This is a genomic window from Thiocapsa sp. UBA6158 (assembly GCF_002423035.1).
GTDB lineage: Bacteria > Pseudomonadota > Gammaproteobacteria > Chromatiales > Chromatiaceae > Thiocapsa.
The window spans coordinates 1-23,760 of the sequence record NZ_DIUM01000097.1 but is presented as its reverse complement, the minus strand read 5'-3'; the positions used below and the strand labels follow the sequence as shown (position 1 = coordinate 23,760).

The following is a 23,760-nucleotide window of genomic DNA, read 5'->3' as shown; positions in this document are numbered from 1 at the left end:
TGCCTCGTCCGACCAAAGGGCGTCGTCGTCGACGCGGTTCAAGTCTTTTGAAATTTTGCTTTTCTTCTCCTGAACCGCGTCAACTCCAGCGCATCGTAAAGAGCGGAATCATTGTTGTTCCCTTGATCCTCGCCGATCACTCCGGACGCGGTTCAGTTCTCGACGCGCGAGGCCCGCGTCAACTCGGAGAACCGCACCCCCCGCAACCCGCCGATCTCCAGACTCAACCGCTCGATCTCGGCCGGCATGCCGCGGATGATGATGGTCTCCAGACAGTTGTGATGGTCCATGTGCACGTGGGTGGTTGCGACCACGTGGATGTACTGGCGATGCTGGATGTCCAGGATGTGCTGGGTGAGCTCGCGTTGATGATGGTCGTAGACGATGGTGAGCACGCCTGCGACCTCCACGTCGCCGCGCTCCCAGGTCTCCTCCACGATCCGCTCGCGGATCAGGTCGCGCACCAGCTCGGAGCGCGAGGCGTAGCCCTTCTTGACGACGCGTCGATCCAGCTCGTCCAGCAACGGGCGGGGAAGGGAGACGCTGAAACGAATGGTCTCCTCGCGAACGGTCTCCTCGACAGTGGACATATCGGGCCTCTATAAACCGCGCCCAGCGCGGTATGCGATGTTTCCGGATGGGATCGGCCACGGCGGATCTGACGGCCGCTGGAGACGGCGCGGTTTAGAAGTCATCGAAGCCGTCGAAGTCGCCCATATCGCCGTCGTCCATCATCTGTGGGTCGTAATCCGAATCCAGCCCCGGATCCTCGAGAGGTTCCTCTGCCGCCTGTGCCTCCTCGGCGCTGAAGAGGCCGGTCAGCAGGTTGGCCATCATGACACCGCCTGCGACCGCGACCGCGGTCTGCAGTGCCGATCCCAGGAAACCGCCGCCCGCCCGGTTGGCTTGGCCGGACTGCATGCCGCTCGTCTGAAACGCACGCCCCAAGGGTCCGCCGGCCGGAAGGCTCGGGGCACCCGCACGCGGGTTCGGTGCTCCGAACAGGTTGCCGAGGAATCCGCCCGCTGCCGGTCGGCTCGCCAGCTCCTGCTCGAGCTCCTGCATCCGCTGGCCGAGCGTCTCGATGGCCCGCTCCTGGACCAGGAGCGCTTGGGCCATGTAATAGGGCGCCGCGGGCTGATGCGCGACCGCCGCGGCGATCTGCTGCTCAGCGGCCGCATCGCGCGGTCCGCTCTGATGTTCGGCCTGGCGCAACTTGCCGAATAGGTCGTCGATGATCCGCTGCTCGTTCAGTCTCTGCTCGTTTTGGATCTGGTCGTTGTGGTCCATGGCTCGGCTCCGAAGGGTGGATCAGGTCGAATGGCTCCAAACACCAACGATATCCGGTCGGGCACCGAGACTCCAATAGCGGTGCCGGCCGGACGTTTCCCTGCGGGACTTGCCGACGCCGTCGGCCCGGGTAGACGCCTGCAGGGCTGAGTGCTACCTTCGCAGGTATTACCACTTGTGCCGAGGTGCTACGCGTCTTGGCCCTGGTCAGGACATCGATTACAGCTATGCACATCGTCGACGGTGTTCTCGGTGCGCCGGTCTTGATCGGCGCAGCCATGCTCGCGGTGGCGGGCGTCGCTCGGGGTTTGAGCGCGCTCGATACCGAGTCCATCCCGCGCGCCGGACTCCTGACGGCCGTCTTCTTTATCGCCTCTCTCATCCATGTGCCGGTCGGCCCGTCGAGCGCCCATCTGATGCTGACCGGACTCATGGGGTTGCTGCTCGGCTGGGCCGCCTTTCCCGCGATCCTGGTCGGCCTGCTGCTGCAGGCGGCCTTTTTCGGGTTCGGCGGTCTGACCGTCATCGGGGTCAATACACTCAATCTGGCCCTTCCGGCGGTCCTGATCGGTTTGCTCGCGCATCGGTTCTTGTTGCACTCGGACATCTCTCCTCGCTCGGTGACGGTGCTCGTTGTCGGTTTCCTGGTCGGCGCCTTGTCGTTCGGCGTGTCCGCCTTGGCGGTGGCCGGTACACTCGCGCTGAGCGGGAGCGCATTCCTGGTGGCGGCCCAATTGACCCTGATCGTTCAGATCCCGGTGATGCTCGTTGAAGGTGCGATCACCGCGGCGACCTTGCGTCTTCTCTTGAGCGTGCGTCCCGAGCTGCTCCCCGTGGTTGCAAGCGATCGCCTTCTGCCGGCCGAGCGAACGACCGTGTAGGGGCGCGTAGGGGCGCGTAGGGGCGACTTTAGTCGCCCACCCGGTCGAAGGCGAGGGGCGCAGAGGCGACTGAAGTCGCCCCCACATACTTGCGCTGCATGGCCCGTCATGCGCATCCTTGTCGGTGACATGACCGACCCCGTCTCCAATCCCGTCAAGCCGCATCCCGCCGCGCGGATCAAGCTCGCGCGCGACCAGGCCAGCCACGTGGTTGTGGCGATCGGCGGTGCTTGGCGGCTCGACGCGGACCTGCCGGACTTGGATCGGATCGATGCCGAGCTGTTTGCCGAGCCGGGACCCGCGTCCATCGCCTTCGAGACCTCCGATCTGGTCGCTTGGGACTCCGGCCTCGTGAGCTATTTGGCGTCACTGGCCTGGCGGTGTCGGGAGCGCGGTATCGAGGTCAAAGAGGAGGGACTGCCCGACGGGATTCAAGCCCTGTTGCGTTTGGCCTCGAGCGTGCCGGAGCGCCGTGCCGAGGGTCGCGACGAGCATGCCGACCCCTTTCTGCGGCGTTTCGGTCTGGATTTCATCGATCTGGCGCGCTCCACCGGCGAGATCCTCGCCTTCATCGGCGAGGTCACGCTCGCGCTGCGCGCGATGCTCTCGGGGCGCGCACGTTTCCGGCGCTCCGAGCTTTGGCTGCTGGTCGAGGAGGTCGGTGCCGATGCCCTGCCGATCATCAGTCTCATCAGCTTTCTCGTCGGCCTTATCCTGGGCTATATCGGCGATCAGCAGTTGGCCCAATTCGGTGCACGGATCTTCGTCGCCGACCTGGTCGGACTCGCCATCGTCATCCAGATGGGCGCGCTCATCACGGCGATCGTGCTCGCCGGGCGGACCGGTGCGGCCTTTGCGGCCCAGCTCGGGACCATGCAGGTGAACGAGGAGATCGACGCCCTGCGCACCTTGGGGATTTCGCCGGTCGAGTTTCTGGTCTTACCGCGACTGATCGCGCTGGTGGCGATGACGCCGCTCCTGGCGATCTACGCAAACCTCATGGGGATCCTGGGCGGGGCCTTCGCCGGCACCGTGGTCGGTGGTCTCAGCCCGACCGAGTATTTCACCCAGACGGTTGCGGCGATCGGCTGGAACCACATCACGCAAGGCTTGATCAGCGCGACCGTCTTCGGGGCGATCGTCGCCGTGTCGGGTTGTCTGCGCGGGATGCAGAGCGGACGCAGCGCCGCCGCGGTCGGCGAGGCGACGACCTCGGCGGTGGTGACCGCGATTGTCTTCATCGTGATCGCCTCGGCCGGCCTCACCATCGTCTTCGACGCGATCGGACTGTCGTAAGCCGCTGCCGCGCCGATGTCGAGCCAAGCCGCAGAGAACAGAACCGACCCCATGTCTGCCGATCGGCCGACCAAGCCGCCGAGCGCCGCGCTGCAATCCGAGCCGCAATCCGAGCCGATATCCAAGCCAACATCCAAGCCAACATCCAAGCAGGCGGATCCACATATCCTGCTCGATGCCGTGTCGGTCGGCTACGGCGAGACGGTGATCCAGCGCGATCTGAGCTTCGGTGTCCGGCGCGGCGACGTCTTCGTCATCATGGGCGGCAGCGGCAGCGGCAAGAGCACCCTCATGCGCAGCTTGATCGGACTCCTCGCGCCGCAGGCCGGGCGGATCCTGTTCGACGGCGAGAGTTTTTGGGGCGCGCCCGAACAGGCGCGCACTCGACGGATGCGTCGCAACGGGGTCATGTATCAGAGCGGCGCGCTCTGGAGCTCCATGACACTCGAAGAGAACGTCGCCTTGCCGCTCGAGCAATATACCAACCTGCGGCGCGGCCAGATCCACGAGGTCGCGGTCTACAAGCTGGCCTTGGTCGGGCTTGCGGCCTACTGCGACTACTATCCATCCGAGATCAGCGGGGGGATGCGCAAACGCGTCGGCGTCGCCCGCGCGATGGCGCTGGATCCGGATATCCTCTTTTTCGACGAGCCCTCCGCGGGTCTGGATCCGCTGAGCGCGCGTCTGCTCGATGACTTGATCCTGGAGCTGCGCGAAAGTCTCGGGACAACCATGGTCGTCGTCACACACGATTTGGCCAGCATCTTTGCCATTGCGGACGACTCGGTGTTCCTCGACGCCGCCACCCGGACCATGCTGACCACGGGCAACCCCCGCGATCTGCGCGAGCATTGCGAGATCAAGCTCGTCCGTGATTTTTTGAGCCGAGGAGGCGAATGAGCAAACAGGCCAATCCGACCGTGATCGGCGGCTTCGTGCTCGGGGCCTTGACCCTGGTCGTGATCGCGATCCTGGTGTTCGGCAGCGGTGCGCTCTTTCGCGAGCGCGTGCCGATGGTGACCTACTTTCCGGGCTCGGTGCAGGGGCTGAGCGTCGGCGCCGGTGTTCAGTTCGAGGGGGTGACGGTCGGGCGCGTGACCGGGATCGAGCTCAGTTTCTCGCCGGAGACGGGGATCTTCAGCGTGCCCGTGACCTACGAGGTCTGGCCCGACAGCGTGCACATCCTGGGGGCGGGGTCGGATGATTCGCCTGCGCAGATCCTGCGGCGCTTGGTCAAGGAGCGCGGTCTGCACGCCAGGCTCGAGTCGTTGAGCTTCGTTACCGGCCAGTACATGGTCGCCCTGCAGCTGGTTCCAGGCCGCCCGCCGCGCCTGATCAAGGATCCCGAGGACGTCGTCGAGGTGCCTTCGATCGAGGCGACGCGTGATCGTCTGTCCGAGATGCTCGAAAACCTGCGGCTCGACGAGTTGGTCAACGAGGCGTCGCTGACCTTGGCATCGGTTCGGCAGTTGATCGGCTCGGGGGAGGTGCTGAGGTTGATCGAGACCCTGAACACGACCCTGGACGAGGCACGCGTCGTGATCGGAGATCTCGATCGGGAGGTGCAGCCGCTCGCACGGCGCCTGGATTCGACCCTCGAAGACTACAGCGCGATGGCGCGAGCGGTGCAAGCCGGCGTGGTCCCGGTCACGCACAATATCGAGATGCTCACCGAAGAGTTGGCGCGTTTGGTGCGCCGGGTCGACGATCAGGTGGTCCCGCTTACGGGCGCGACCCTGTCGGCACTCGGCGAGGTCGAGGGCGCCATGCGCTCGCTGGGATCCTTGACCGGGGATTCCTCCGCGACACGCGCTCGGCTCGAACGGTTTCTCGTCGAGGCATCGGCCGCGGCTCGGTCGCTTCGGGATCTCGCCGACTACCTGGAGCGGCATCCGGACGCGCTGTTGCGCGGTAAGCGATAGCGTCGAGACGGTCGCAGTGCACGCTGCCGATCTCGGATTTTGGCGGCCTCGAAAAGCATCAGGCCCGGTTCGCAAGCGGACCGGGCCTGATCGGCCGAGGCTGGACTCGATTAGAAGTCGAGGAAGCTCACGGTCTGGGTCGAGTCGGTGGAAACCGCCTGGACTTCGACGACCGGCTCTTTCGACTCTTCGCTGGCGAGACGCTCAGACTCCGGCATGACCATCGTGGTTTGGACTCCGCCCGCGAGCAGAGCGACTGCGGCAAGAACACCTAAGGCACCCATGGTACATCTCCGATTTCGAGTGGTTGCTGGTATGGGGATCATTATATAAGCATATTCTAATTAATCAAGCCCTCATTTTGGTTTTTCTCACCTGTTTTTGCGACACCTCGTCCACGAATGGTGTCGATTGGGTGGGTGTTCTGAGATGATCGCTAATATTAGCGATTATTGATCAAGATCAACGCTCTAACTCGGATTCCGTCCTACTCTTGTCCGCACGTCGGGGCGAATCGTGCTTACGGCGTGCTCAACAGGTTTCTCGAGACGGGAGAAATGTGATGACGACAACAAAACGGCTTGTGCTTGCTGCGGCTGTCGCCGCTGTCTCGGCGTTCGGCTCGATGTCGGCGAACGCCTTCTGGGGCTCCGGGCCCTTCGGGATGTTCCCGGGTGGTTGGGGTGGGCCCTGGAACTCTCCGTGGTACGGCCCCTACGGCGGCTATCCCTATGGCGGATATGGATATCATCCCTACGGCCTCTACGGTGCGCCTTACGGGGTCGGTGCCCCTTACGGATGGGGCGCGCCTCTGTATGGCTATCCGGCCTACGCCTATCCCGCCTATAGCTACCCGACGAGCACGTCCGGCACGTCGAGCGCTGATACCGACAAGTAACCCCCGAGCCATCTCCTCCAGCCCCTGAGTATCCTCGCCCCGGCGCCGCTCGGTGTCGGGGCGGGCGTTCGTTCCGGACTCCGAGCCTGGCGATCGGATCATCCGCTCGCCGGCGTCGCCGTACATGGCGCCACCGGAAGGCGGATGGGTTCGGCAGCTCCGTTGGACTTTCGCCTCCGCAGCCCCGCAGCGCCCATCGCCTGCTATGATCCGCGTCGGTTGGCCGGCCGATAACGGGTCGGCATGGGGTTGCGAGCGGAAGCGCGCCCCGGTAGCGACGTGACCGGAGAGACGACATGCGTGTACTCGTTGGCGATATTGGGGGAACCAAGACCGCACTGGGTCTTGCAAAAACGCATCGGGACAGGGTCGATCTCGAGCAGACGAGACAGTATCCGAGCGCGGAGTTCGCCTCGCTCGACGAGATCGTCCGGTGCTATTTGGAGGACACGGGGGTGGGCTGTCGGTTCGCGGCCTTCGCGATCGCCGGACCCGTGCGGGATCGGCGCAGTCAGGCGACGAATCTGCCCTGGAGGTTGGATGCCGAGGCCATGGAGCAGGCGCTCGGATTTGCCGGGGTGGCATTGCTCAATGATCTCGAGGCGACGGCTTGGGGTCTTGCGGCCTTAGGGCCAGAGGATGTGGCCGAGCTCCATCCGGGCGAGTCGGTCCACGGCAACGCCTGTGTCGTGGCCGCAGGGACCGGGCTCGGCGAGGCCGGTTTGTTCTGGGACGGCCTGCGTCATCATCCCTTCGCGACCGAAGGCGGTCACGCGGACTTTGCGCCGACCGACGAGCGCGAGTATGCGCTGCATGCCTTTCTGAAGCAGCGGCTCGGTCGGGTCAGTTGGGAGCGCGTGGTCTCCGGACTCGGGATCGGGAATCTCTACGATTTCCTGTCGCAGTGGCGCGGTATCGCGTCGCCCCCGCCCTTGCGCGAGGCGATCGAGACCGGCGACGCCGCTGCGGTCATCGCGGTGGCCGCCTCGGAGAACGCCTGCCCGGTCTGTATCGAGACGATGGAGCTGTTCTTTCGGCTGTACGGCCGCGAGGCGGGGAACATGGCGCTCAAGCAGATGGCGCTCGGCGGTGTCTTTTTGGGCGGCGGCATCGCGCCGAAGAATCTCGATGCCCTGCGCCGCAGCGCCTTCTTGGACGGCTTCTTCGACAAAGGCCGGCTGGAGCCTCTGATGCGCGCGATGCCGGTTCGGGTGATCGTGCAGCCGAGCGCGCCCCTCTTGGGTGCAGCGCTGTTTCTGGCGTCGCAGTAGGGGAGCCGCCGCCAGCCGCCAGCCCCAGCCGCCAGCCCCCAGCCGTGAGTCTGCCTATATAGTCGAGTTTGCGAGCAGGAGGCAGGAGGCAGGAAGCAGGAGGCTCAATCCAAAGAGAAAACCCATGACACAAACACTCAGCATTACCGGGATGAGCTGCGGCCACTGTGTGCGCGCGGTGAGCTCGGCGCTCGAGGCCGTTGCCGGCGTCGAGTCCGTCGCGGTCGATTTGGAGCTCGGTCGCGCCTGCGTGGAGGGGCAGGCCGATGTCGACGCCTTGGTCGCGGCCGTCGTGGCCGAAGGCTATGGTGCGGAGCCCGCGCCTCCCCAATGAGCTCGGGGCGGATCATGAGTTTTGTCGGAGGCAGTTGCTATGTCGAGCCGTGAGAAGGTCGGTGTATGGATCGAGTCGGCCCGGATACAGCGCATCATCATCGCGCTGATCCTGATCAATGCGGTTACCCTGGGTTTGGAGACCTCGTCGAGCATGATGGCGAGTTATGGCGGCATCCTGCATCTGCTCGATCGGGTGATCCTGGCCGCGTTCGTCGTCGAAATCCTGCTGAAGCTCTTTGCCCAACGGCTGGATTTCTTCCGTCGAGGCTGGAACCTCTTCGATTTTATCGTGATCGCGATCGCGCTGGTCCCGGCGAGCGGACCGCTTGCGGTCTTGCGCGCGCTGCGTGTCCTTCGCGTCTTGCGTTTGGCCTCGGTGTCGCCGCGTTTGAGGTTCGTCGTCGAGGCGCTGCTCAAGGCATTGCCCGGCATCGCCTCGATCGCATCTCTGATGCTGCTGCTCTTCTATGTGGCCGCCGTGATCGCGACAGGTCTGTTCGGGACGCGCTTTCCCGAGTGGTTCGGCACCCTCGGTGGATCCATGTACACCCTGTTTCAGATCATGACGTTGGAGAGCTGGTCGATGGGGATCGTCCGTCCGGTGATGGATGTCTATCCCTATGCCTGGTTGTTTTTCATTCCCTTCATCCTGATCGCGACCTTTACGATGCTGAACCTCTTCATCGGCATCATCGTCGACACCATGCAGACGCTGCATGACGATCAGCATGCCGCGGAACGCGAGCGCATCGAGGAGACGGTGCACCGGGATAGTCGTCATGTGGAGCTCGAGGTGCGTGCCTTGCGCGAGGAGATCGAGGGACTGCGTCGGGACTTGGCGATCCGTCGCGAGCCTGGCTGATCACCTCAGCTGCGTCGGATCGGACCGGGGTTGGATTGGTGCGGGCGCAGCGTCGACGTGGTGCCGTGTCGGCACCGCTTCGAGCCGACGCGTTCGGCAGGGTCGGCCCCGTGCGCGCACTTGTTTTTGGTACTATGATACAAACTGTCGCTTTTGGGATGCTTGTTGTTGTAATTCGTCTACGAATAAACCGGCTGCGTTTGCGGTGTCGATTCGTCGCGGCTCCGAGGTCGTGTCGGATTGTTTTTGTCGATGGTCGAGGGGGCAAGTTTGGATCAAGCGCGAAGAGGTCGAGCGGTGCAGTCGATCGATGCAGCCCGGCCCCTGATTGTGCGCTCGGGAGCCGGCGCATGGCTGGTGCTGGTCGCCTTGATGCTGGCCGCCGGCAACGCGCTCGCGATGAGGCTCGAGGTGAAGGTCACGGGCCTTGCGGGCGAGCAGGAGACGAACGTCCTCGCCTTGCTGTCCATCTATCAGGAGCGCACCGAGGCGGATCTGACGCCTGCCCGTGTCGAGGCGCTGCACAGGTTGGCTCCCGACCAGATCCGCGATGCCTTGTCGCCCTTCGGCCTCTATCAGGTCGAGGTCACGGACCGGCTCGAGGTGCCCTCGGATCCGAACGGGACCTGGCTTGCGACCTACGCGGTGGTTCCCGGAGCGGCGGTGAAGATCGGTCGCGTCGACTACGCGGTCATCGGTGAGGGGGGCGATGACCCCGCCTTTCCCAAAACCTTTCCGATGCAGGTTGGCGATGTCCTGCTCCACGCCAAGTACGAAGCGGCCAAATCCGATCTGCGCTCTCGCGCGTCTTCCGGCGGCTATCTGGACTACAACCTCGTGCGCCACCGCGTCCTCGTCGACATGGTGGCCTATGAGGCGATCGTCGAGTTCGAGCTCGACACCGGGCCACGCTATTACCTCGGCAAGGTGTCCTTCAAGCAGGACCTTCTGAACGACAAGTTTCTGCGTTCCTTCGTGAATTTCGAGCCCGGAGTCGTCTACGACCCGAATCTACTCCTTGCGCTGCAGGGGCGGCTGCTCGGTACCGAGTATTTCAGCGACGTGGAGATCGTGCCCCGCAAGGATGCGACCGGCGACGACACGCTGGTGCCGATCGAGGTGGTCGCAACCCGCAACAAACGTGATAAGTACCGCATCGGTGCCGGATTCACGACCGATACCGGCCCGCGGGTCAGTGCGGATTGGCGTCGTCGTTACGTCAATCAGTGGGGGCATAACTTCCGAACCGAGCTGCAGCTCTCGCCCGTGCTCTCCCAATGGAGCTTCGACTACCGGATTCCGATTCAGGATCCGACGCGCGATTACATCATCATCAAGCCCCAGTCGACTTGGTCCAACATCAACACGCAGAAGGGCTGGCTCAACTCGGTTCAGGTTGCGCACTCGACACTCACGCCGAGCAACTGGCGCCGCACTGTCGGCATCGATTACACCTACGAGGATTACGAGATCAGCGACATCCAGACCGGGATCTCCTCCGAGCTGGCGCCGAACATTTCCTGGTCGAAGACCGTCGCGGACGACCCGATCAACACGAAGCGCGGATATCGGATCCGCTACGGTCTCCTGGGAGCCGTCGAGGGCGTGATCTCGAACGCCTCGTATCTGAGCGCCGCCTTGCAGCTCAAGTGGATTCGCGGCTTTGCAGACAAGTACCGCTTGATCACCCGCGCCGATCTGGGCGTGACCCTGGCGGAAGATCTGACCGAGCTCCCGGCGAGTCGCCGCTTCTTCACCGGCGGCGACAACACCATACGCGGCTGGGGCTACAACGCACTGGGACCGACCGAGCCCTTCAACGACGACACCGTCGGCGGGCGCTATCTCGGGGTCGGTAGCCTCGAACTCGAGCGCACCATCCGCGGCCCTTGGAGTGCCGCCGTCTTCACCGATTTCGGCAACGCCTTCGATCCCGATTACGAGAACAAATTTCAGCAGAGCGTCGGCTTTGGTGTGCGTTGGGCATCGCCCATCGGCCAGGTGCGCGTGGATCTCGCCTTGCCGTTCACCCAAAACGACGACGAGATCGGCGACGGCTGGCCCCCGGCACGCCTCGTCTTCGTCATCGGGCCCGATCTATGAGCGAGACAGATAACTCTGCGCTCCCCACCGAGGGACCCGCGCCGGCCGAGCCGACGCTGGCCGCCCCCGCGCAGACCCGGCGGCGTCGGCGCGTCCGGCCGCTGCGCCTGATCCTCGGGCTGCTCGTCTCCTTGACGTTCCTGTTGGTCCTGATGCTGGGGCTGGTGCTCGGGACCCAGACCGGACTGCGCTTTGCGATCGGGTTGGTGGAGGACTTGGTGCCCGGTGTCCTGAGCGTCGAGCGCGTCGAAGGGCGCATCACGGGTCGGTTGACACTCGATCGGCTCGCGATCACGGTTGCGGACTTCGAGATGCGTGCCGGCAGCATCGGTCTGAGCTGGTCGCCCGTTGCTGCCCTTCGCGGAGATCTACCGATTCAAGTGCTGCGGATCCATGACCTGGATCTGGTGTTGCCGCCGAGTCCCGAAGAGCCCACACCGCTCGTCCTGCCCGACATTGCCTTGCCGCTTCGCATCGAGCTGCACGAGGCGCAGGTCGAGCGGCTGCGTCTGTTCAAGCACGGCGAGGGCGAGCCCTTCTTCGTGATCGAGGACGCGACTCTGTCCGCGAGCCTGCGGGGCAGCGCGCTCGAGGTCACGCGTTTGGAGGTAGTGATGCCGACCCCGCGGCTGGCCGCGCGCGCCTTCGGTCGGGTCGAGCTGAGCGGCGACTACCCGTTGGATCTGGACCTCGACTGGGAGATGACGCAGCCCCCCGCGATCGCCCTGCAGGGCTCGGCGCAGCTCACGGGTGATCTGGCATCCTTGCAGGTCCGACACCGTTTGAGCGGCTCGGCGCAGGCGGATCTGGATGTCCGGGTCGAGGACCCGCTCGGGGAGCCGGCTTGGGATGGTCGGCTGGAGATCCTTGGCGTGGATCTGCCCGATTTCGGGTCCGATCTGCCCGAGGTCACGGTGACCGGCAGTCTCGAGACGCAGGGTGATCTCGATAAGGCATCGGTCAAGGGACAGCTTGATGCCCGCGCCCCGCAGCTGCCTGATTTCGGACATCTCGCGGCCGTGCTGGATGTCCTCTGGGCCGAGCGGATCCTGGAGATCCGCAGCCTCGCGCTGACCGAGCAGGTTTCCGATGCCCTGCTGAATCTGACCGGCCAAGTCGATACAGGTGCGACGCCCGGTCGCCTCGGGCTGGCCGGCCGATGGGAGCGCCTGCGTTGGCCTTTGAGCGGCGATGTGATCGCCGAGTCACCCCGCGGGACGCTCGATGTCTCGGGTGCCTTCGATGCCTTTGACTATGTCCTCTCGCTCGCTGCACAGGGTCCGGACATTCCTGCGCTGACGCTGGATCTGAATGGTACGGGCACGGATTCGGGAACGCGCATCGACGCCATGAAGCTCGCCCTGCTCGACGGCGAGCTGCTCGGCGAGGGCGAGGTGGCCTGGTCGCCCGGCCTGAGCTGGACGCTGAGCCTGAACGGCAAGGATCTCGATCCGGTTGTCTTGGTGGAGGGGTTCGAGGATCGACTCTCGTTTCAACTCTCGAGCGCGGGCGGATTGGACGGGTTCGAATACGATTTGGCCGCCCGCTCGGTCGGCCCCGGTCTGCCGCCTTCCCAGCTGCGCCTCGGTGGTCGGGGCGACCGTCGCGAGACCCGGGTCGAGACCCTGACGCTCGACACGCTCAACGGGCGTATCACCGGTCTTGGCGCGGTCGGCTGGGATCCCGTGGTCTCCTGGGATGCCAGCTTGGACGCCGCAGGTCTGGATCCGGGCACCTTTGCCCCCGCGTGGCCCGGCAATCTCGGTGGCCGATTGACGAGCCGAGGGACGCTCGAGCCTGCGGGGCCGAACCTGGTCGCCGCCATCGAGCGGTTCGAGGGCATCGTGCGCGGTTATCCCGTCGTCGCCTCCGGTTCGGTCATCCTGGTCGGGGAGACCATCCGGATCGAGGGGCTGAATGCGGCATCCGGTCCCAGCTCCTTGCAGGTCTCTGGACAGATCAACAAGGCGCTGGATGTGAGCTTCGATCTGGAATCCTCCAACCTTGCCAGCTTGGCGCCCGAGGCCAGCGGCAGTCTCACCGCCCGCGGCAAGGTCTCGGGACCGCGCGAGGCGCCGCGGGTCTTGCTCGATCTCTCGGCGCGGGATGCCGAGTGGGCAGGGCAGGGGATCGCCGGCCTGAAGGGGACACTGGATCTGGGATTGTCTCCCGAGGATCCTTTCGAGATCCGGCTCGACGGTACGCGGCTGATCGCCGGCGACATGATCTGGGAGACGCTCTCGGTGCGCGGCGCGGGCCGGATCCCGGATCACCGTCTCGAGCTGACGCTCAAGGGCGAGCCGATATCGGTGACCTTCGAGGGTTCCGGCGGGCTTGCGAGGGACGGGGCCTATAGCGGGCGGATCGCGCGCCTGGATCTCGACACGACGACCTTCGGAGACTGGGCCTTGCGGCAACCGAGTCCGGTCTCCATTGCCGGCCCCAAGATCGCCTTCGGCCCCTTCTGCATCCGCGGGCCGAAAGGCTCCGGCGGCTGTGCCGAGCTGAACCGGAGCAAGGCCGAACGCGCGGTCGCGAGTCTGGATTTCACACTGGCCGATTTCGCACTCCTCGCGCCCGTCATGCCGAGCAATCTCGCACTCAGCGGCAATGCCGACATCCGGGGGCGCTTCGAGATCGCCGGCAACGTCCTGAGCGGGAGCGCGACCGCCGAGATCCCGCAAGGCGCGGCCCAGGTGCTGATGGGCGGCGGCCGGAACGAGACCATCGATTTCTCGCGGACGCGTCTCGGTCTGGAGGCAGGCGCACGCGCGCTCTCCGCTCGGCTCGGTCTGCCGCTCGAAGGGCTCGGGCAGATTGACGGGACGCTCGATCTCGCCGGTTGGCGGCTCGACGCCCCGGCGCGCCCCGGTCAGCCACTCGCCGGCACCCTGCGCGGCGAGATCCGGGGCCTGGAGCGGGTCGCCAATCTGGTTCCCGACATCACCGGGATGACCGGCGGCGTCGCGCTGGATTTGGGGTTGGGCGGCACACTCGGCGCACCGGCGCTGCGGGGCGATGCGCGGGTTCGGGATGTCGGCTTTACGGTGCCTTTGGTCGGCCTCAATGTGGCCGATCTCAACATTGCGGTCAGCGCCCCGGCGGTCGACCGGATGGAGCTGCAGGGCTCGGCGGACGTCGGCGGCGGCCGACTCGAGCTGACGGGCGATGCGCGCTTCGGCGGCGGCGGATTCGCTGCACAGGCACGGGTGTCGGGCACGAATCTCAAGGTCGCAGATACGCGCGAGTATTTCGCCCTGGTCTCACCCGACATCGACTTCGAGGCCAATTCGAAGGGCGCGCGTCTGAGCGGCGCGATCAGGATCCCCGAGGCGCGGATTCGACCCCGGTCTATCCCGGCCGGGGCACAGACGCCGTCGAGCGATATCGTCCTGTTGGATCAAGAGCGGAAGAAGGCGTTTCCCCTCGCCATCGATCTGCGCTTGATCCTCGGCGATCAGGTCAGTATCGACGGGTTCGGCGTGCGCGGACGCCTGGCCGGGGAGCTCGCCTTGCTGCAAACGCCCGGACGCGACATGCTGGGTAACGGTCAGTTGCAGATCATCGACGGTCAATATCGGTTGACGACCGGCTTCGGCATTGCCGCGGAGATCGGCGCGCCGCTGAACATCGTCCAAGGCCGCATGATTTATGCCCGCAGCCCGATCGGGAACCCCGGCCTCCTCATCCAAGCCGAGCGTGACGGCGGAGCGACCGTTGCCGGCGTCCAGGTGCTCGGGACCCTGCGCGATCCCAAGCTTGCCTTCTTCTCCGAGACCGATCCGGGGATGACCCAGGCCGAGGTCATGAAGTTTCTCCTGACCGGTGTGGCCCCGAGCGCGAGCGGCGATGCGGCGAATGCCGGTCTTGCGCTCGGGACCTATATCGCGCCGAAGATCTTCGTGGAGTACGAGAGCGGTATCGGCAACGAATCGGGCGGTGTCCGGATGCGATACGACCTGACCGACCGGATCGAGATTCAGACCGAAACCGGCGGCAATCAGGGCGCCGATATCTTCTACACCTTCGAGCGATGAGCCTCTCGCACCCTAAATATTGGCCGAGCTGGTTTGTCGTCGGTCTGGTCTACGGACTCGGCCGATTGCCCTTTCCGCTGATTTGGGCGCTCGGCACCGGCGTGGGGCGCTTGACTTATCTGCTTGCCGGGTCGCGGCGCCTCGTCGGGCGGCGCAACCTCGAGATCTGTCTGCCCGAGGCGACCCCGCGCGAGCGCGAGCGCATCCTGCGTGCCCAGTTCGGCTGGCTGGGCGTGGCGGCCTTCTGCCAAGGCGTCGGTTGGGGTGCGTCGCGTGCACGCCTGGCCCGCGTGGTGAAGGTCCGCAACCGCGAGCGCATTGATGGCTACATCGCCGAAGGGCGTCCGGTCATCGTCCTGGTACCGCATTTCGTCGGCCTCGAACTCGGCGGTGCGGCCTTTACCGCGCTGGTCCACTCCGGCGTCTACATGTACCAGCGCATCCGCAATCCGGTGGTCGACCGGCAGGTGCGGCGTGCGCGCCAACAGTACGGCAGCGTCTCCATCGAGCGCCACGACGACCTGCGCGGCCTGGTGCGCGAGATGAAGAAGGGGACGCCATTCTTTTACCTGCCCGATCAGGATGGCGGACGGCGCGGTCTCTTCGTGCCCTTCTGCGGTGTCGCGGCCTCGACCGTGCCCATGCTCGGACGTTTCGCGGCCATGACCGGCGCGGTCGTCATCCCGACCTTCGCCCGTTTCCTGTCGTGGGGACGCGGCTTGGAGCTGATCTTCGATCCGCCGCTGGAGCATTTTCCGAGCGGTGATCGCACGGCCGATACACTTCGGATGAACCAGATCATCGAGGCGCGCATCCAGACCATGCCCGATCAATACTTCTGGGTGCATCGTCGCTTCAAGACCCGCCCTCCCGGCGAGGCGCCCATCTATCCGCCGAAGCGGCGTCGGCGATGAGTCTCGACCGGGACAAGGAACCCGGCAGCAAGGGTGGTCGGGAGGCGGGCGAGGGCGGCGCCATGCGCTTCGGTCGCCCGCGTGACTGGGCGATCGGCGCTGCGCTTCTGGCGGCGCTGGTGATCGCGGTTGAATGGACGGTCGGCTGGGGGCCGCTCCTCTCGCCTTGGCGCACGCTTTCTCCGCTCCTATTGATCGCGCTTTTCGGTCTGACCGCACTGAGCTACGCGCTGCGGGCGGTGCGGGTTTACGACTATTTCGGACCTCGGTTTCACGGCTGCTTCCCGACCGTTCTGCGTCTGAGCATGCTGCACAACACCGCGAACAACCTCTTGCCCATGCGTGCCGGGGAGATGGTCTTTCCTTGGTTGATGCGGCGTTACTTCGGCCACGGCTTTCTCGATGCCGCCGCGGCTTTGCTCTGGATCCGCATCCTGGACCTGCATTTTCTGGCCTTGATCGGCATCCTGATCCTCTACCTGCGCGATCCATCGCCGATCTGGTGGTGGGCGGCGCCGGTGTGGCTCGGCGGGCTCCTGCTCTTTTTACCGCTGCGGGGCCTGGCAAAGGACTCGAGGGGACAGTCCGCAAGCGGTCTCGCGGCGAAGCTGATCCGGCTCGTCCGTCGTGTTCTGGGCGCCGCTCCCGCGCAGCCCGGGATCATCGCCCGTGTCTATCTCTGGACGGCACTGACCTGGACCCTCAAGTTCACGGCCTTCGCGGTGCTGCTCGAGCACTTCCTGCCGGTCGAATTCTGGCGACTGCTCACGGGCGTGATGGGGGCGGAACTCTCGAGCGTGCTGCCCTTCCACGGCATTGCCGGCAGCGGGAGCTACGAGCTGGCGGTGGTGGCGGCGCTTGCACCCTTGGGCGTGGATCCGAGGCTGGCGTTGGCCGGCGCGGTTAATCTCCACCTCTTTCTGCTCGGCTCCACCCTGGTGCTCGGAGGCTTGGCCTTGCTGCTGCCCGAGACCTCGATCCGCGCCGGTGGCAGCCCGCCGTGCGGAAGCTGACCCGGGCGATCCCGAGACGCGGGTCGCGCTGACGGGGTCGAGCGGGAAAACCGCAAGACCCTTGGCTGTTCTCAAGATTGAATCGCCCCCTGTTGCAGTGCACAATAATGCCCCGACTTGACGCTCTGATGACAGACCTTCGCCTCGGCACAGACAGAAATCCATGATCCATGCAAGGCTGTCGCATCCCCGTGACCGCAAAACCCCGGGGCGATCCAGGTGTCAAATCGGCCGGAGTCGGGTGGGTCGAGTCGGATCGCGGCCGGCGCATCATCGTAGGCGCATCACCAAAGGTTAGAGAATGCAAACAACAAGACCTGTATTCCTGGATCTGTGGCGGATCAAGCTGCCGATTCCGGCTGTCGTGTCCATACTTCATCGCATCAGCGGCGTGCTGATGCTTCTCGCCATCCCGCTCGCCGCGATCCTCTTCCACCAGGCGCTCTCGGGGCCCGCGGGGTTCGAGCAGGTTGCCGGAATCCTGGGCTTCTGGCTGGTCAAATTGATCCTGCTGATCCTGGCCTGGAGTCTGCTGCATCACCTCTTTGCCGGAATCCGCTATCTGCTGCTCGATCTGGGGCTCGGGCTGGATCGCCCGGCAGCTCGGCAAAGCGCTTGGACGGCGCTGATCGCGGCGGTCGTCGTCCTGGTCATCGGTGGAGTGCTGGCGTTATGAGCCGACAAGCATCCGGTCTCATGGCCTGGGTCATTCAGCGCGCCACGGCCGTCTATCTGGCGCTTTTCCTGAGCTATCTGCTGATCCAGCTCGCCTTCAACGCCCCCGTCGACCATGCCGCCTTGGTCGCTTGGGTCTCCCATCCGGTCGTCGCGCTGGGGCTCGTGCTCTTCGTGCCGCTCTTGTTGGCCCACGCCTGGGTCGGCATCCGCGACGTCCTGCTCGACTACGTGCATGTGCTCGGCCTGCGGATCGGTCTGCTGACCCTCTTCGCCTTCGTCTTCATCGCCTCGGGCCTCTGGGCCTTCAAGGCCATCATCACCGCGGGTCTGCAGGGGTAATCCAGGCATGGGAATTCCAACACGTCATTTCGACGCACTCATCATCGGTGCCGGGGGCGCGGGTCTGAACGCCGCGCTGCAATTGGCCAGCGCGGATCTGCGCGTTGCCGTCGTCTCCAAGGTCTTTCCGACGCGCTCGCACACGGTCGCCGCCCAAGGCGGGGTGAACGCCGCGCTCGCCAACATGATGCCGGACTCCTGGCACTGGCACATGTTCGACACGGTCAAGGGCTCGGATTATCTGGGTGACCAGGACGCCATCGAGTTCATGTGTCGCGAGGCCATCCCGACGGTCTACGAGCTCGAGCACGCCGGCGTGCCCTTCTCGCGTCTGGACAACGGCAAGATCTACCAGCGCCCCTTCGGCGGCCAGAGCCAGAACTTCGGCGGCGATCAGGCGGCGCGCACCTGTGCGGCGGCCGACCGCACCGGTCACGCGATCCTGCATACCCTCTATCAGCAGAACATCCGCGCGCGCACCCACTTCTTCGACGAGTTCTTCGCCATCGATCTGGTCCGCGACACCGAAGGGGTGATCTGCGGTGCGCTGGTGCTCGAGATCGAGACCGGCGAGCCGCTCCTGATCGAATCCAAGGCCACCCTGCTCGCCACCGGCGGCTGGGGCCAGGTCTTCCGCACGACCTCCAACGCGCACATCAACACCGGCGACGGTGCCGCGATGGCCTTGCGTGCCGGCATCCCGCTGATGGACATGGAGTTCTTCCAGTTCCACCCGACCGGCATCGCCGGCAAGGGCATGCTGATCACCGAGGGCACACGCGGAGAAGGCGGTTATCTCGTCAACAAGGACGGCGAGCGCTTCATGGAGCGNNAAGACCTGGCCAGCCGCGATGTGGTCTCGCGCGCCATCGTCACCGAGGTCAAGGAGGGACGCGGCTGCGGCGAGAACGGCGACTACGTCATGCTCAAGCTCGATCATCTCGGCGAGGCGGTCATCTCCAAGCGTCTGCCGGGTATCCGCGAATCGAGCCAAATCTTCGCCGGCTGCGACCCGGTGATCGAGCCGATCCCGGTCTTTCCGACCGCACACTATGCGATGGGCGGCATCCCGACCGATCGCTTCGGTCGGGTCGCCATGCCGGCGGGTCACGGCTCCGAGGAGGTCGTGGTGGGACTCTACGCGGCCGGGGAGTGCGCCTGTGCCTCGGTGCACGGGGCAAATCGGCTGGGCGGGAACTCGCTGCTCGACATCCTGGTGTTCGGGCGTCTGGCGGGCAAGGACATTATCGAGTACGTCCGCGAAAACCCCTATCAGCGCACCGTCGACTCCGCGAGCCTGGATCAGGCCATGGGCCGTCTGGGGCGCTGGGAGCAAAAAGGTGACGGCCCCACGGTACAGCAGCTGCGTGCCGATTTTCGCAAGTGCATGGAAGATCACGCCGGCGTCTTCCGGACCGAGGAGATCATGACCGAGGGCTACAACAAGCTCTGCGAGCTGCGTGACCGGCTCCCCGAGGTGCGTCTGACCGACCACTCCAAGGTCTTCAACACCGCCCGGATCGAGGCGCTGGAGCTGGAAAACATGATGGATGTGGGCATGTCGATCGCCGTCTCGGCGCTGCATCGCCAAGAGAGTCGAGGCGCCCACTCGCGGCCGGACTACCCCGCGCGCGACGACCAGACCTGGCTCAAGCACAGCCTCTACTACCGGGAGGGCGATCGCATGGACTACAAACCGGTGCGCACCAAACCCTTGACGGTCGAGTCGTTTCCGCCGAAGGAACGGGTTTACTAGTCCCTTATTCCCCAAGTCTTTGAACAACCCGTCGCAGAACTTTTCGTTGTCGTTGTCGTAATCGTATTCGGATTCCGGACGAACACGACAACGACAACGAGCAGAGCCTTCGACCACGTTTCTTGGTTCGGGCTCTGCCGGGTTAGGGCCCAGGGCTAAGCGCTCAAAAACAACGAATTCAGGTGCGTTATGAAGATCAGCGTCTACCGCTACAATCCGGATACCGATACCAAGCCCCGGATGCAGGACTACGAGGTCAAGACCTTCCAAGGCATGATGCTGCGCGATGCCTTGCTCGAAGTGAAGAAGCAGGACGAGAGTTTCAGCTTCCGTCACTCCTGTGGCGAAGGGGTCTGCGGTTCCGACGGGGTCAACGTCAACGGGCGCAACGTGCTCGCTTGCATCACGCCGATCACCGAGCTGAAGGAGCCGATCCAGGTCCGCCCCTTCCCGGGCCGCCCGGTGATCCGCGACCTGGTCGTCGACATGACGCAGTTCTACGAGCAATACCGCGCCGTCAAGCCCTATCTGGTGCGCAAGGATCCGCTCCCCGAGCAGGAGATCCTCCAGTCGCCGGAGGAGCGCGACAAGCTCGACGGGCTCTACGAGTGCATCCTCTGCGGCTGCTGCTCGACCGCTTGCCCGTCCTTCTGGTGGAATCCCGAGAAGTTCCATGGCCCCGCGGCCCTGCTGCAATCCTGGCGTTTCCTGGCCGACAGCCGTGACCAGGCGACCGAGGAGCGGCTCGACGCGCTCGACGGCCCCTACAAGCTCTTCCGCTGTCACAGCATCATGAACTGTGTCGAGGTCTGCCCGAAGGGTCTGAATCCCACCCGGGCCATCGGCAAGATCAAGGATTTGATGCTGGACAAGGGTGTGTAAGGCTCCGGTGACGACTGAATCGACCTCCGAGATCACGGCCATGACCGACGCCTCCCGGCAGGCGTCGGACACGGAGCTTGAGATCCGACGGCTGCGCTGGCAATGCCGGCGCGGCATGTTGGAGCTCGACCACCTCCTGGATCGTTTCCTCGATCTCGGCTTCCGCGATCTTAGCTCGGTCCAACGTCTCGACTTCGTCCGCCTGCTTGCCGAGCAGGACCAACGTCTCAGCGACTGGTTTATGTCCCGTGCCGAACCGCCGGATGTCGCGCTGCGTGATCTGGTGCAGCACATCGTCGCGGTCGTGCGTGAACGGCCCGGCGGGTCGACCGACTTGCAGGGGTAGCCTATCGATCGCATCATCTCCTCGCTCTCGAACGGCGCGGCAACTCGAGCTCGCAGGCCGGACCCGGGATCATCTCGCTTGACGGGCAAAGAGCCGCACCCAAGGCCGACCATCATTGGAGGAGACAACGCATGATCGATATCCGCTATCCCATTGCCGGGCTGCTTGTGGCTACGTCCTTGTGGATCGTCCACGACCGCAGCAACCAGGCCGTCGAGTCGAGTCCCGAGCCTATACAGCCGTCGATCGCGGCGTCGGGGGGCGACTCTCCCGTGGCTGCCGCGGGGTCCGCTCCCGTGACGGCGACTGATCCGGCACCGGCTCGCCCCTCCGCTTTGCCCCCGATGGTCCATCCCGACGACAACCCCGCGACACCCGAGAAGATCGCGCTCGGAAAGCAACTGTTCGTCGATCCGCGCCTCTCGGGCAGCGGGCAGATGGCCTGCCAGGGCTGTCATTATCGCCATCTCGGCTGGACCGACGGGCGGACACTTTCGCCGAAGGACAACGGGGATCTGAATACGCGGCATACCCCGTCGCTGTACAACACGGGTTACCAGACCGCCTGGTACTGGGATGGCCGTGCGACCACCCTCGAAGGGCAAGTCTTGGCCGCCTGGAAGGCCCAGATCAACGCCGACCCGGAGCAGGTCGCGCCGATCATTCAGGCGGTCCCCGGATATGCCGCCCAGTTCGAGAGCGTCTTCGGCGGTCCGGCCACACCGGAGACGATCGTCAAGGCGCTGGCCGCTTACCTACGCACCAAGAACAGCGACGACTCGCCCTGGGACCGCCACGAGATGGGCGAGGCCGGGGTAGTCACGCCGGACGCCATCGCCGGACAGGCGCTCTTCGTCGGCAAGGCCGGATGCGTCGCCTGTCACTCGCTGCCCTATTACGGCAACAGTACCTTCTACAACGTCGGCCTGGAGCACGGAAAGGAAACCCCCGACCCGGGACGCTTCAACGTGACCAAGGACGAGGCGGATCGCGGCGCATTCAAGACGCCTTCGCTGCGTTCCGTGGCCTTGAGCGCACCCTATTTCCACGACGGCAGTGCGCCCACGCTCGAGCTGGCGATCCGCTATATGGCCTCCGGCGGCAATCCGGATCCGAACAAGTCCGAGCTGCTGGTCGACCGCGGTCTGACCGACGCCGAGATCTTCCAGCTCGGCGCCTTCCTGCGGGCGCTCTCGAGCCGCGAGACCTGGGACATGCCCGAAATTCCGTGATCCGGTCGTGAAATGGGCTCTCACCGAGAGCGGCCGCCGCTGCTGATCCGTCCCGGGTTGTCCCGGCTCTTTGCCTTGTTCGCCGCGCTGAGCCATCTCGCGGCGGCGGCCGTGATCCCGGTCCTTCCCGGCGGCCCGCTGTCGTTGGTGCTGCTGCTCCCGGTCGTCCTGAGCGCGCTCTACGTCGGCTACGTCGATGTCTTGCGGCGCGCTCCCTGGTCCATCCGTTCGGTCCTCTGGGATTCGGACGGGACCTGGCGCATCCAGCTTGTCTCCGGCGTCGAGTGCGAGGCCCGCCTGTCGCCGGCCACCTTCATCACCCTCCCGCTCGTCGTGCTCAATTTCCGTCTCGGCCTCCTGCGTCGACGCGCATTCCCGATCTTCGCCGACGCGCTTGATCCCGAGCAGCTCCGGCGCCTGCGCCAGCGACTTCGCATCGAGGGTGCGGCACGGGATCGTGCCTCGGACCTGTCCTGACGCCCGGCCGGCCTTGCCCGTGGCGTTCGGTCTCGTTCTCGTGATCCGCCCGGCCGGATCACCGTAGCGGCATGCTCGGGTATCGACTAATCTCAAGACTCATGCCTCGACGCACATCGATCGCGAAATGCAGTCCGCGGAGCTGCCATGGCGACGACCTTGCGCTTCACACCCAATCTGTACCGATACCTGGACTGCCCGAATACCTGCGTCTCGGGCGCGACGGTCCGGGAGGCGCTGGATGCCTATTTTCAGGCCAATCCCCGCGCGCGTGGCTTCCTTCTGGATGATCAAGGCGCCGTGCGCAAACATGTGGCCATCTTCGTCAACGAGACACTGATCCGGGATCGCACCGGGCTGTCGGACCCGATCGGTGAGGGCGACGAGATCTTCGTCGCACAGGCGCTTTCGGGAGGTTGAGATGAGCGACCGACTGCTGGTCGGGACCCGCAAGGGTTTGTTTCGGATCGAAAGGGGCGAGGGCGGACGGTGGATGATCGCCAAGACCTGGTTTCTCGGGGACCCGGTCTCCGCCGTTCTCGCCGAGCCGGGCGGATCCCGACTCCATGCCGCCTTGGACCTGGGGCACTTCGGGGTCAAGATGCAGCGTTCGGAAGACGGCGGCGAGACTTGGAGCCAGGCCACGTCGCCGACCTTCCCGCCCAAGCCGGAGGGTCTCGAAGACAAGGACCCCATGCGCGGTGTCGATGTCCCCTGGAGCACGCAGCTTATCTGGACACTCGAGTGCGGCGCGCCCGGCGAGCTCTGGTGCGGTGTCATACCCGGCGCACTCTTTCGCTCGACCGACGGCGGCGAGAGCTGGGAGCTCTCGCGCACCCTCTGGGACGACCCGCGTCGCAAACAATGGATCGGCGGAGGCTACGATTTCTCGGGGATCCACTCGATCCTCGTGGATCCGCGCGACCCGCTGCATGTCACGGTCGGGGTCTCGACCGGCGGGGTTTGGACGACCCGCGATGCGGGGGTCAGCTGGGAGCTGATCGGATCGGGTCTGCGCGCAGAGTATCTACCGGAGGCCATGGCCGGGGATCCCTTGGCTCAGGACGCGCATCGCATCGTCCAGTGTCCGGCACGCCCGGATCGTCTCTGGATGCAGCATCACAATGGGATCTTCGTCAGCGACGACGGCGGAGCGATCTGGCGCGAGCTGACCGATGTGCCGCCGTCGAGCTTCGGCTTCGCGGCCTTGATCATCGGTTGGTCCAA

Annotated in this window: 24 protein-coding genes; 21 read left to right on the top strand and 3 right to left on the bottom strand. The window is 65.1% G+C overall.

What is annotated here, in order from left to right:
* Window positions 1-152: 152 nt before the first annotated feature.
* Together nikR and B4N44_RS13500 are read right to left on the bottom strand one after the other, a co-directional pair.
* Window positions 153-590, bottom strand: coding sequence for a nickel-responsive transcriptional regulator NikR (gene nikR, locus B4N44_RS13505; protein WP_296701693.1), 438 nt, complete (start codon window positions 588-590; stop codon window positions 153-155).
* A 94-nt stretch (window positions 591-684) separates the two neighbouring features.
* Window positions 685-1,290, bottom strand: coding sequence for a DUF2076 domain-containing protein (locus tag B4N44_RS13500; protein WP_296701691.1), 606 nt, complete (start codon window positions 1,288-1,290; stop codon window positions 685-687).
* A gap of 227 nt (window positions 1,291-1,517) precedes the next feature.
* Here B4N44_RS13500 and cbiM point away from each other — a divergent pair, with 227 nt between their 5' ends.
* The 4 genes from cbiM (at window position 1,518) to B4N44_RS13480 (ending at window position 5,389) form a co-directional block, all read left to right on the top strand.
* Window positions 1,518-2,171 carry a cobalt transporter CbiM gene (gene cbiM / locus B4N44_RS13495; protein WP_296701690.1) on the top strand — a complete coding sequence of 218 codons (654 nt, stop codon included), beginning with the start codon at window positions 1,518-1,520 and terminating at the stop codon, window positions 2,169-2,171.
* A 108-nt stretch (window positions 2,172-2,279) separates the two neighbouring features.
* Complete coding sequence (locus B4N44_RS13490) at window positions 2,280-3,467, top strand: MlaE family ABC transporter permease (protein WP_296701688.1); 1,188 nt, start codon at window positions 2,280-2,282, stop codon at window positions 3,465-3,467.
* Between the two features lie 51 nt (window positions 3,468-3,518).
* Entirely contained in the window at window positions 3,519-4,367 is an 849-nt protein-coding gene (locus tag B4N44_RS13485) for an ABC transporter ATP-binding protein (RefSeq protein ID WP_296701686.1), read from the top strand.
* Window positions 4,364-5,389 carry an MlaD family protein gene (locus B4N44_RS13480; protein WP_296701684.1) on the top strand — a complete coding sequence of 342 codons (1,026 nt, stop codon included), beginning with the start codon at window positions 4,364-4,366 and terminating at the stop codon, window positions 5,387-5,389. Before B4N44_RS13485 ends, B4N44_RS13480 begins: the two co-directional genes overlap by 4 nt.
* 110 nt (window positions 5,390-5,499) lie before the next feature.
* On the opposite strand, the gene B4N44_RS13475 is transcribed toward B4N44_RS13480, so the two are convergent.
* Entirely contained in the window at window positions 5,500-5,673 is a 174-nt protein-coding gene (locus B4N44_RS13475) for a hypothetical protein (protein ID WP_296701682.1), read from the bottom strand.
* 278 nt (window positions 5,674-5,951) lie between these two features.
* On the opposite strand from B4N44_RS13475, the gene B4N44_RS13470 reads away from it, so the two are divergent.
* The 17 genes from B4N44_RS13470 to B4N44_RS13390 form a co-directional block, all read left to right on the top strand.
* Window positions 5,952-6,287 (top strand): sulfur globule protein CV3, encoded by a 336-nt coding sequence (locus tag B4N44_RS13470; RefSeq protein WP_296701680.1) that lies wholly within the window; start codon window positions 5,952-5,954, stop codon window positions 6,285-6,287.
* Between the two features lie 296 nt (window positions 6,288-6,583).
* The gene (gene glk, locus B4N44_RS13465; RefSeq protein WP_296701678.1) at window positions 6,584-7,558 is read left to right on the top strand and encodes a glucokinase; all 975 of its coding nucleotides are present in this window, start codon (window positions 6,584-6,586) and stop codon (window positions 7,556-7,558) included.
* Window positions 7,559-7,682: 124 nt separating this feature from the next.
* On the top strand, window positions 7,683-7,892 hold the full coding sequence (locus B4N44_RS13460) for a CopZ family metallochaperone (protein WP_296701675.1): 210 nt from the start codon (window positions 7,683-7,685) through the stop codon (window positions 7,890-7,892).
* 39 nt (window positions 7,893-7,931) lie between these two features.
* Window positions 7,932-8,756, top strand: a complete 825-nt coding sequence (locus tag B4N44_RS13455; RefSeq protein WP_296701673.1) for an ion transporter — start codon at window positions 7,932-7,934, stop codon at window positions 8,754-8,756.
* Between the two features lie 297 nt (window positions 8,757-9,053).
* Complete coding sequence (locus tag B4N44_RS13450; RefSeq protein ID WP_349681092.1) at window positions 9,054-10,859, top strand: autotransporter assembly complex protein TamA; 1,806 nt, start codon at window positions 9,054-9,056, stop codon at window positions 10,857-10,859.
* Window positions 10,856-14,896, top strand: coding sequence for a translocation/assembly module TamB domain-containing protein (locus tag B4N44_RS13445; RefSeq protein WP_296701671.1), 4,041 nt, complete (start codon window positions 10,856-10,858; stop codon window positions 14,894-14,896). Before B4N44_RS13450 ends, B4N44_RS13445 begins: the two co-directional genes overlap by 4 nt.
* A complete protein-coding gene (locus B4N44_RS13440) occupies window positions 14,893-15,810 on the top strand; it encodes a lysophospholipid acyltransferase family protein (RefSeq protein WP_296701669.1) in 918 nt (305 codons plus the stop codon). The genes B4N44_RS13445 and B4N44_RS13440 overlap by 4 nt, the downstream gene beginning before the upstream one ends.
* A complete protein-coding gene (locus tag B4N44_RS13435) occupies window positions 15,807-16,823 on the top strand; it encodes a lysylphosphatidylglycerol synthase transmembrane domain-containing protein (RefSeq protein WP_296701667.1) in 1,017 nt (338 codons plus the stop codon). The genes B4N44_RS13440 and B4N44_RS13435 overlap by 4 nt, the downstream gene beginning before the upstream one ends.
* A gap of 301 nt (window positions 16,824-17,124) precedes the next feature.
* A complete protein-coding gene (gene sdhC, locus B4N44_RS13430) occupies window positions 17,125-17,499 on the top strand; it encodes a succinate dehydrogenase, cytochrome b556 subunit (protein ID WP_296701665.1) in 375 nt (124 codons plus the stop codon).
* Window positions 17,496-17,840 (top strand): succinate dehydrogenase, hydrophobic membrane anchor protein, encoded by a 345-nt coding sequence (gene sdhD / locus B4N44_RS13425; RefSeq protein WP_296701663.1) that lies wholly within the window; start codon window positions 17,496-17,498, stop codon window positions 17,838-17,840. Before sdhC ends, sdhD begins: the two co-directional genes overlap by 4 nt.
* A 7-nt stretch (window positions 17,841-17,847) precedes the next feature.
* Complete coding sequence (gene sdhA, locus B4N44_RS13420) at window positions 17,848-19,596, top strand: succinate dehydrogenase flavoprotein subunit (protein ID WP_296701661.1); 1,749 nt, start codon at window positions 17,848-17,850, stop codon at window positions 19,594-19,596.
* Between the two features lie 189 nt (window positions 19,597-19,785).
* Window positions 19,786-20,478, top strand: coding sequence for a succinate dehydrogenase iron-sulfur subunit (locus tag B4N44_RS13415; protein ID WP_296701659.1), 693 nt, complete (start codon window positions 19,786-19,788; stop codon window positions 20,476-20,478).
* Between the two features lie 40 nt (window positions 20,479-20,518).
* Window positions 20,519-20,824 carry a succinate dehydrogenase assembly factor 2 gene (locus B4N44_RS13410; RefSeq protein ID WP_296701656.1) on the top strand — a complete coding sequence of 102 codons (306 nt, stop codon included), beginning with the start codon at window positions 20,519-20,521 and terminating at the stop codon, window positions 20,822-20,824.
* Window positions 20,825-20,955: 131 nt separating this feature from the next.
* Entirely contained in the window at window positions 20,956-22,056 is a 1,101-nt protein-coding gene (locus B4N44_RS13405) for a cytochrome-c peroxidase (RefSeq protein ID WP_296701654.1), read from the top strand.
* 12 nt (window positions 22,057-22,068) lie between these two features.
* Window positions 22,069-22,533 carry a protein YgfX gene (locus B4N44_RS13400; RefSeq protein ID WP_296701652.1) on the top strand — a complete coding sequence of 155 codons (465 nt, stop codon included), beginning with the start codon at window positions 22,069-22,071 and terminating at the stop codon, window positions 22,531-22,533.
* A 147-nt stretch (window positions 22,534-22,680) separates the two neighbouring features.
* On the top strand, window positions 22,681-22,953 hold the full coding sequence (locus B4N44_RS13395; protein WP_296701649.1) for a MoaD/ThiS family protein: 273 nt from the start codon (window positions 22,681-22,683) through the stop codon (window positions 22,951-22,953).
* Between the two features lies 1 nt (window position 22,954).
* A partial coding sequence (locus B4N44_RS13390; RefSeq protein WP_296701647.1) for a WD40/YVTN/BNR-like repeat-containing protein occupies window positions 22,955-23,760 on the top strand: 806 nt, incomplete at its 3' end.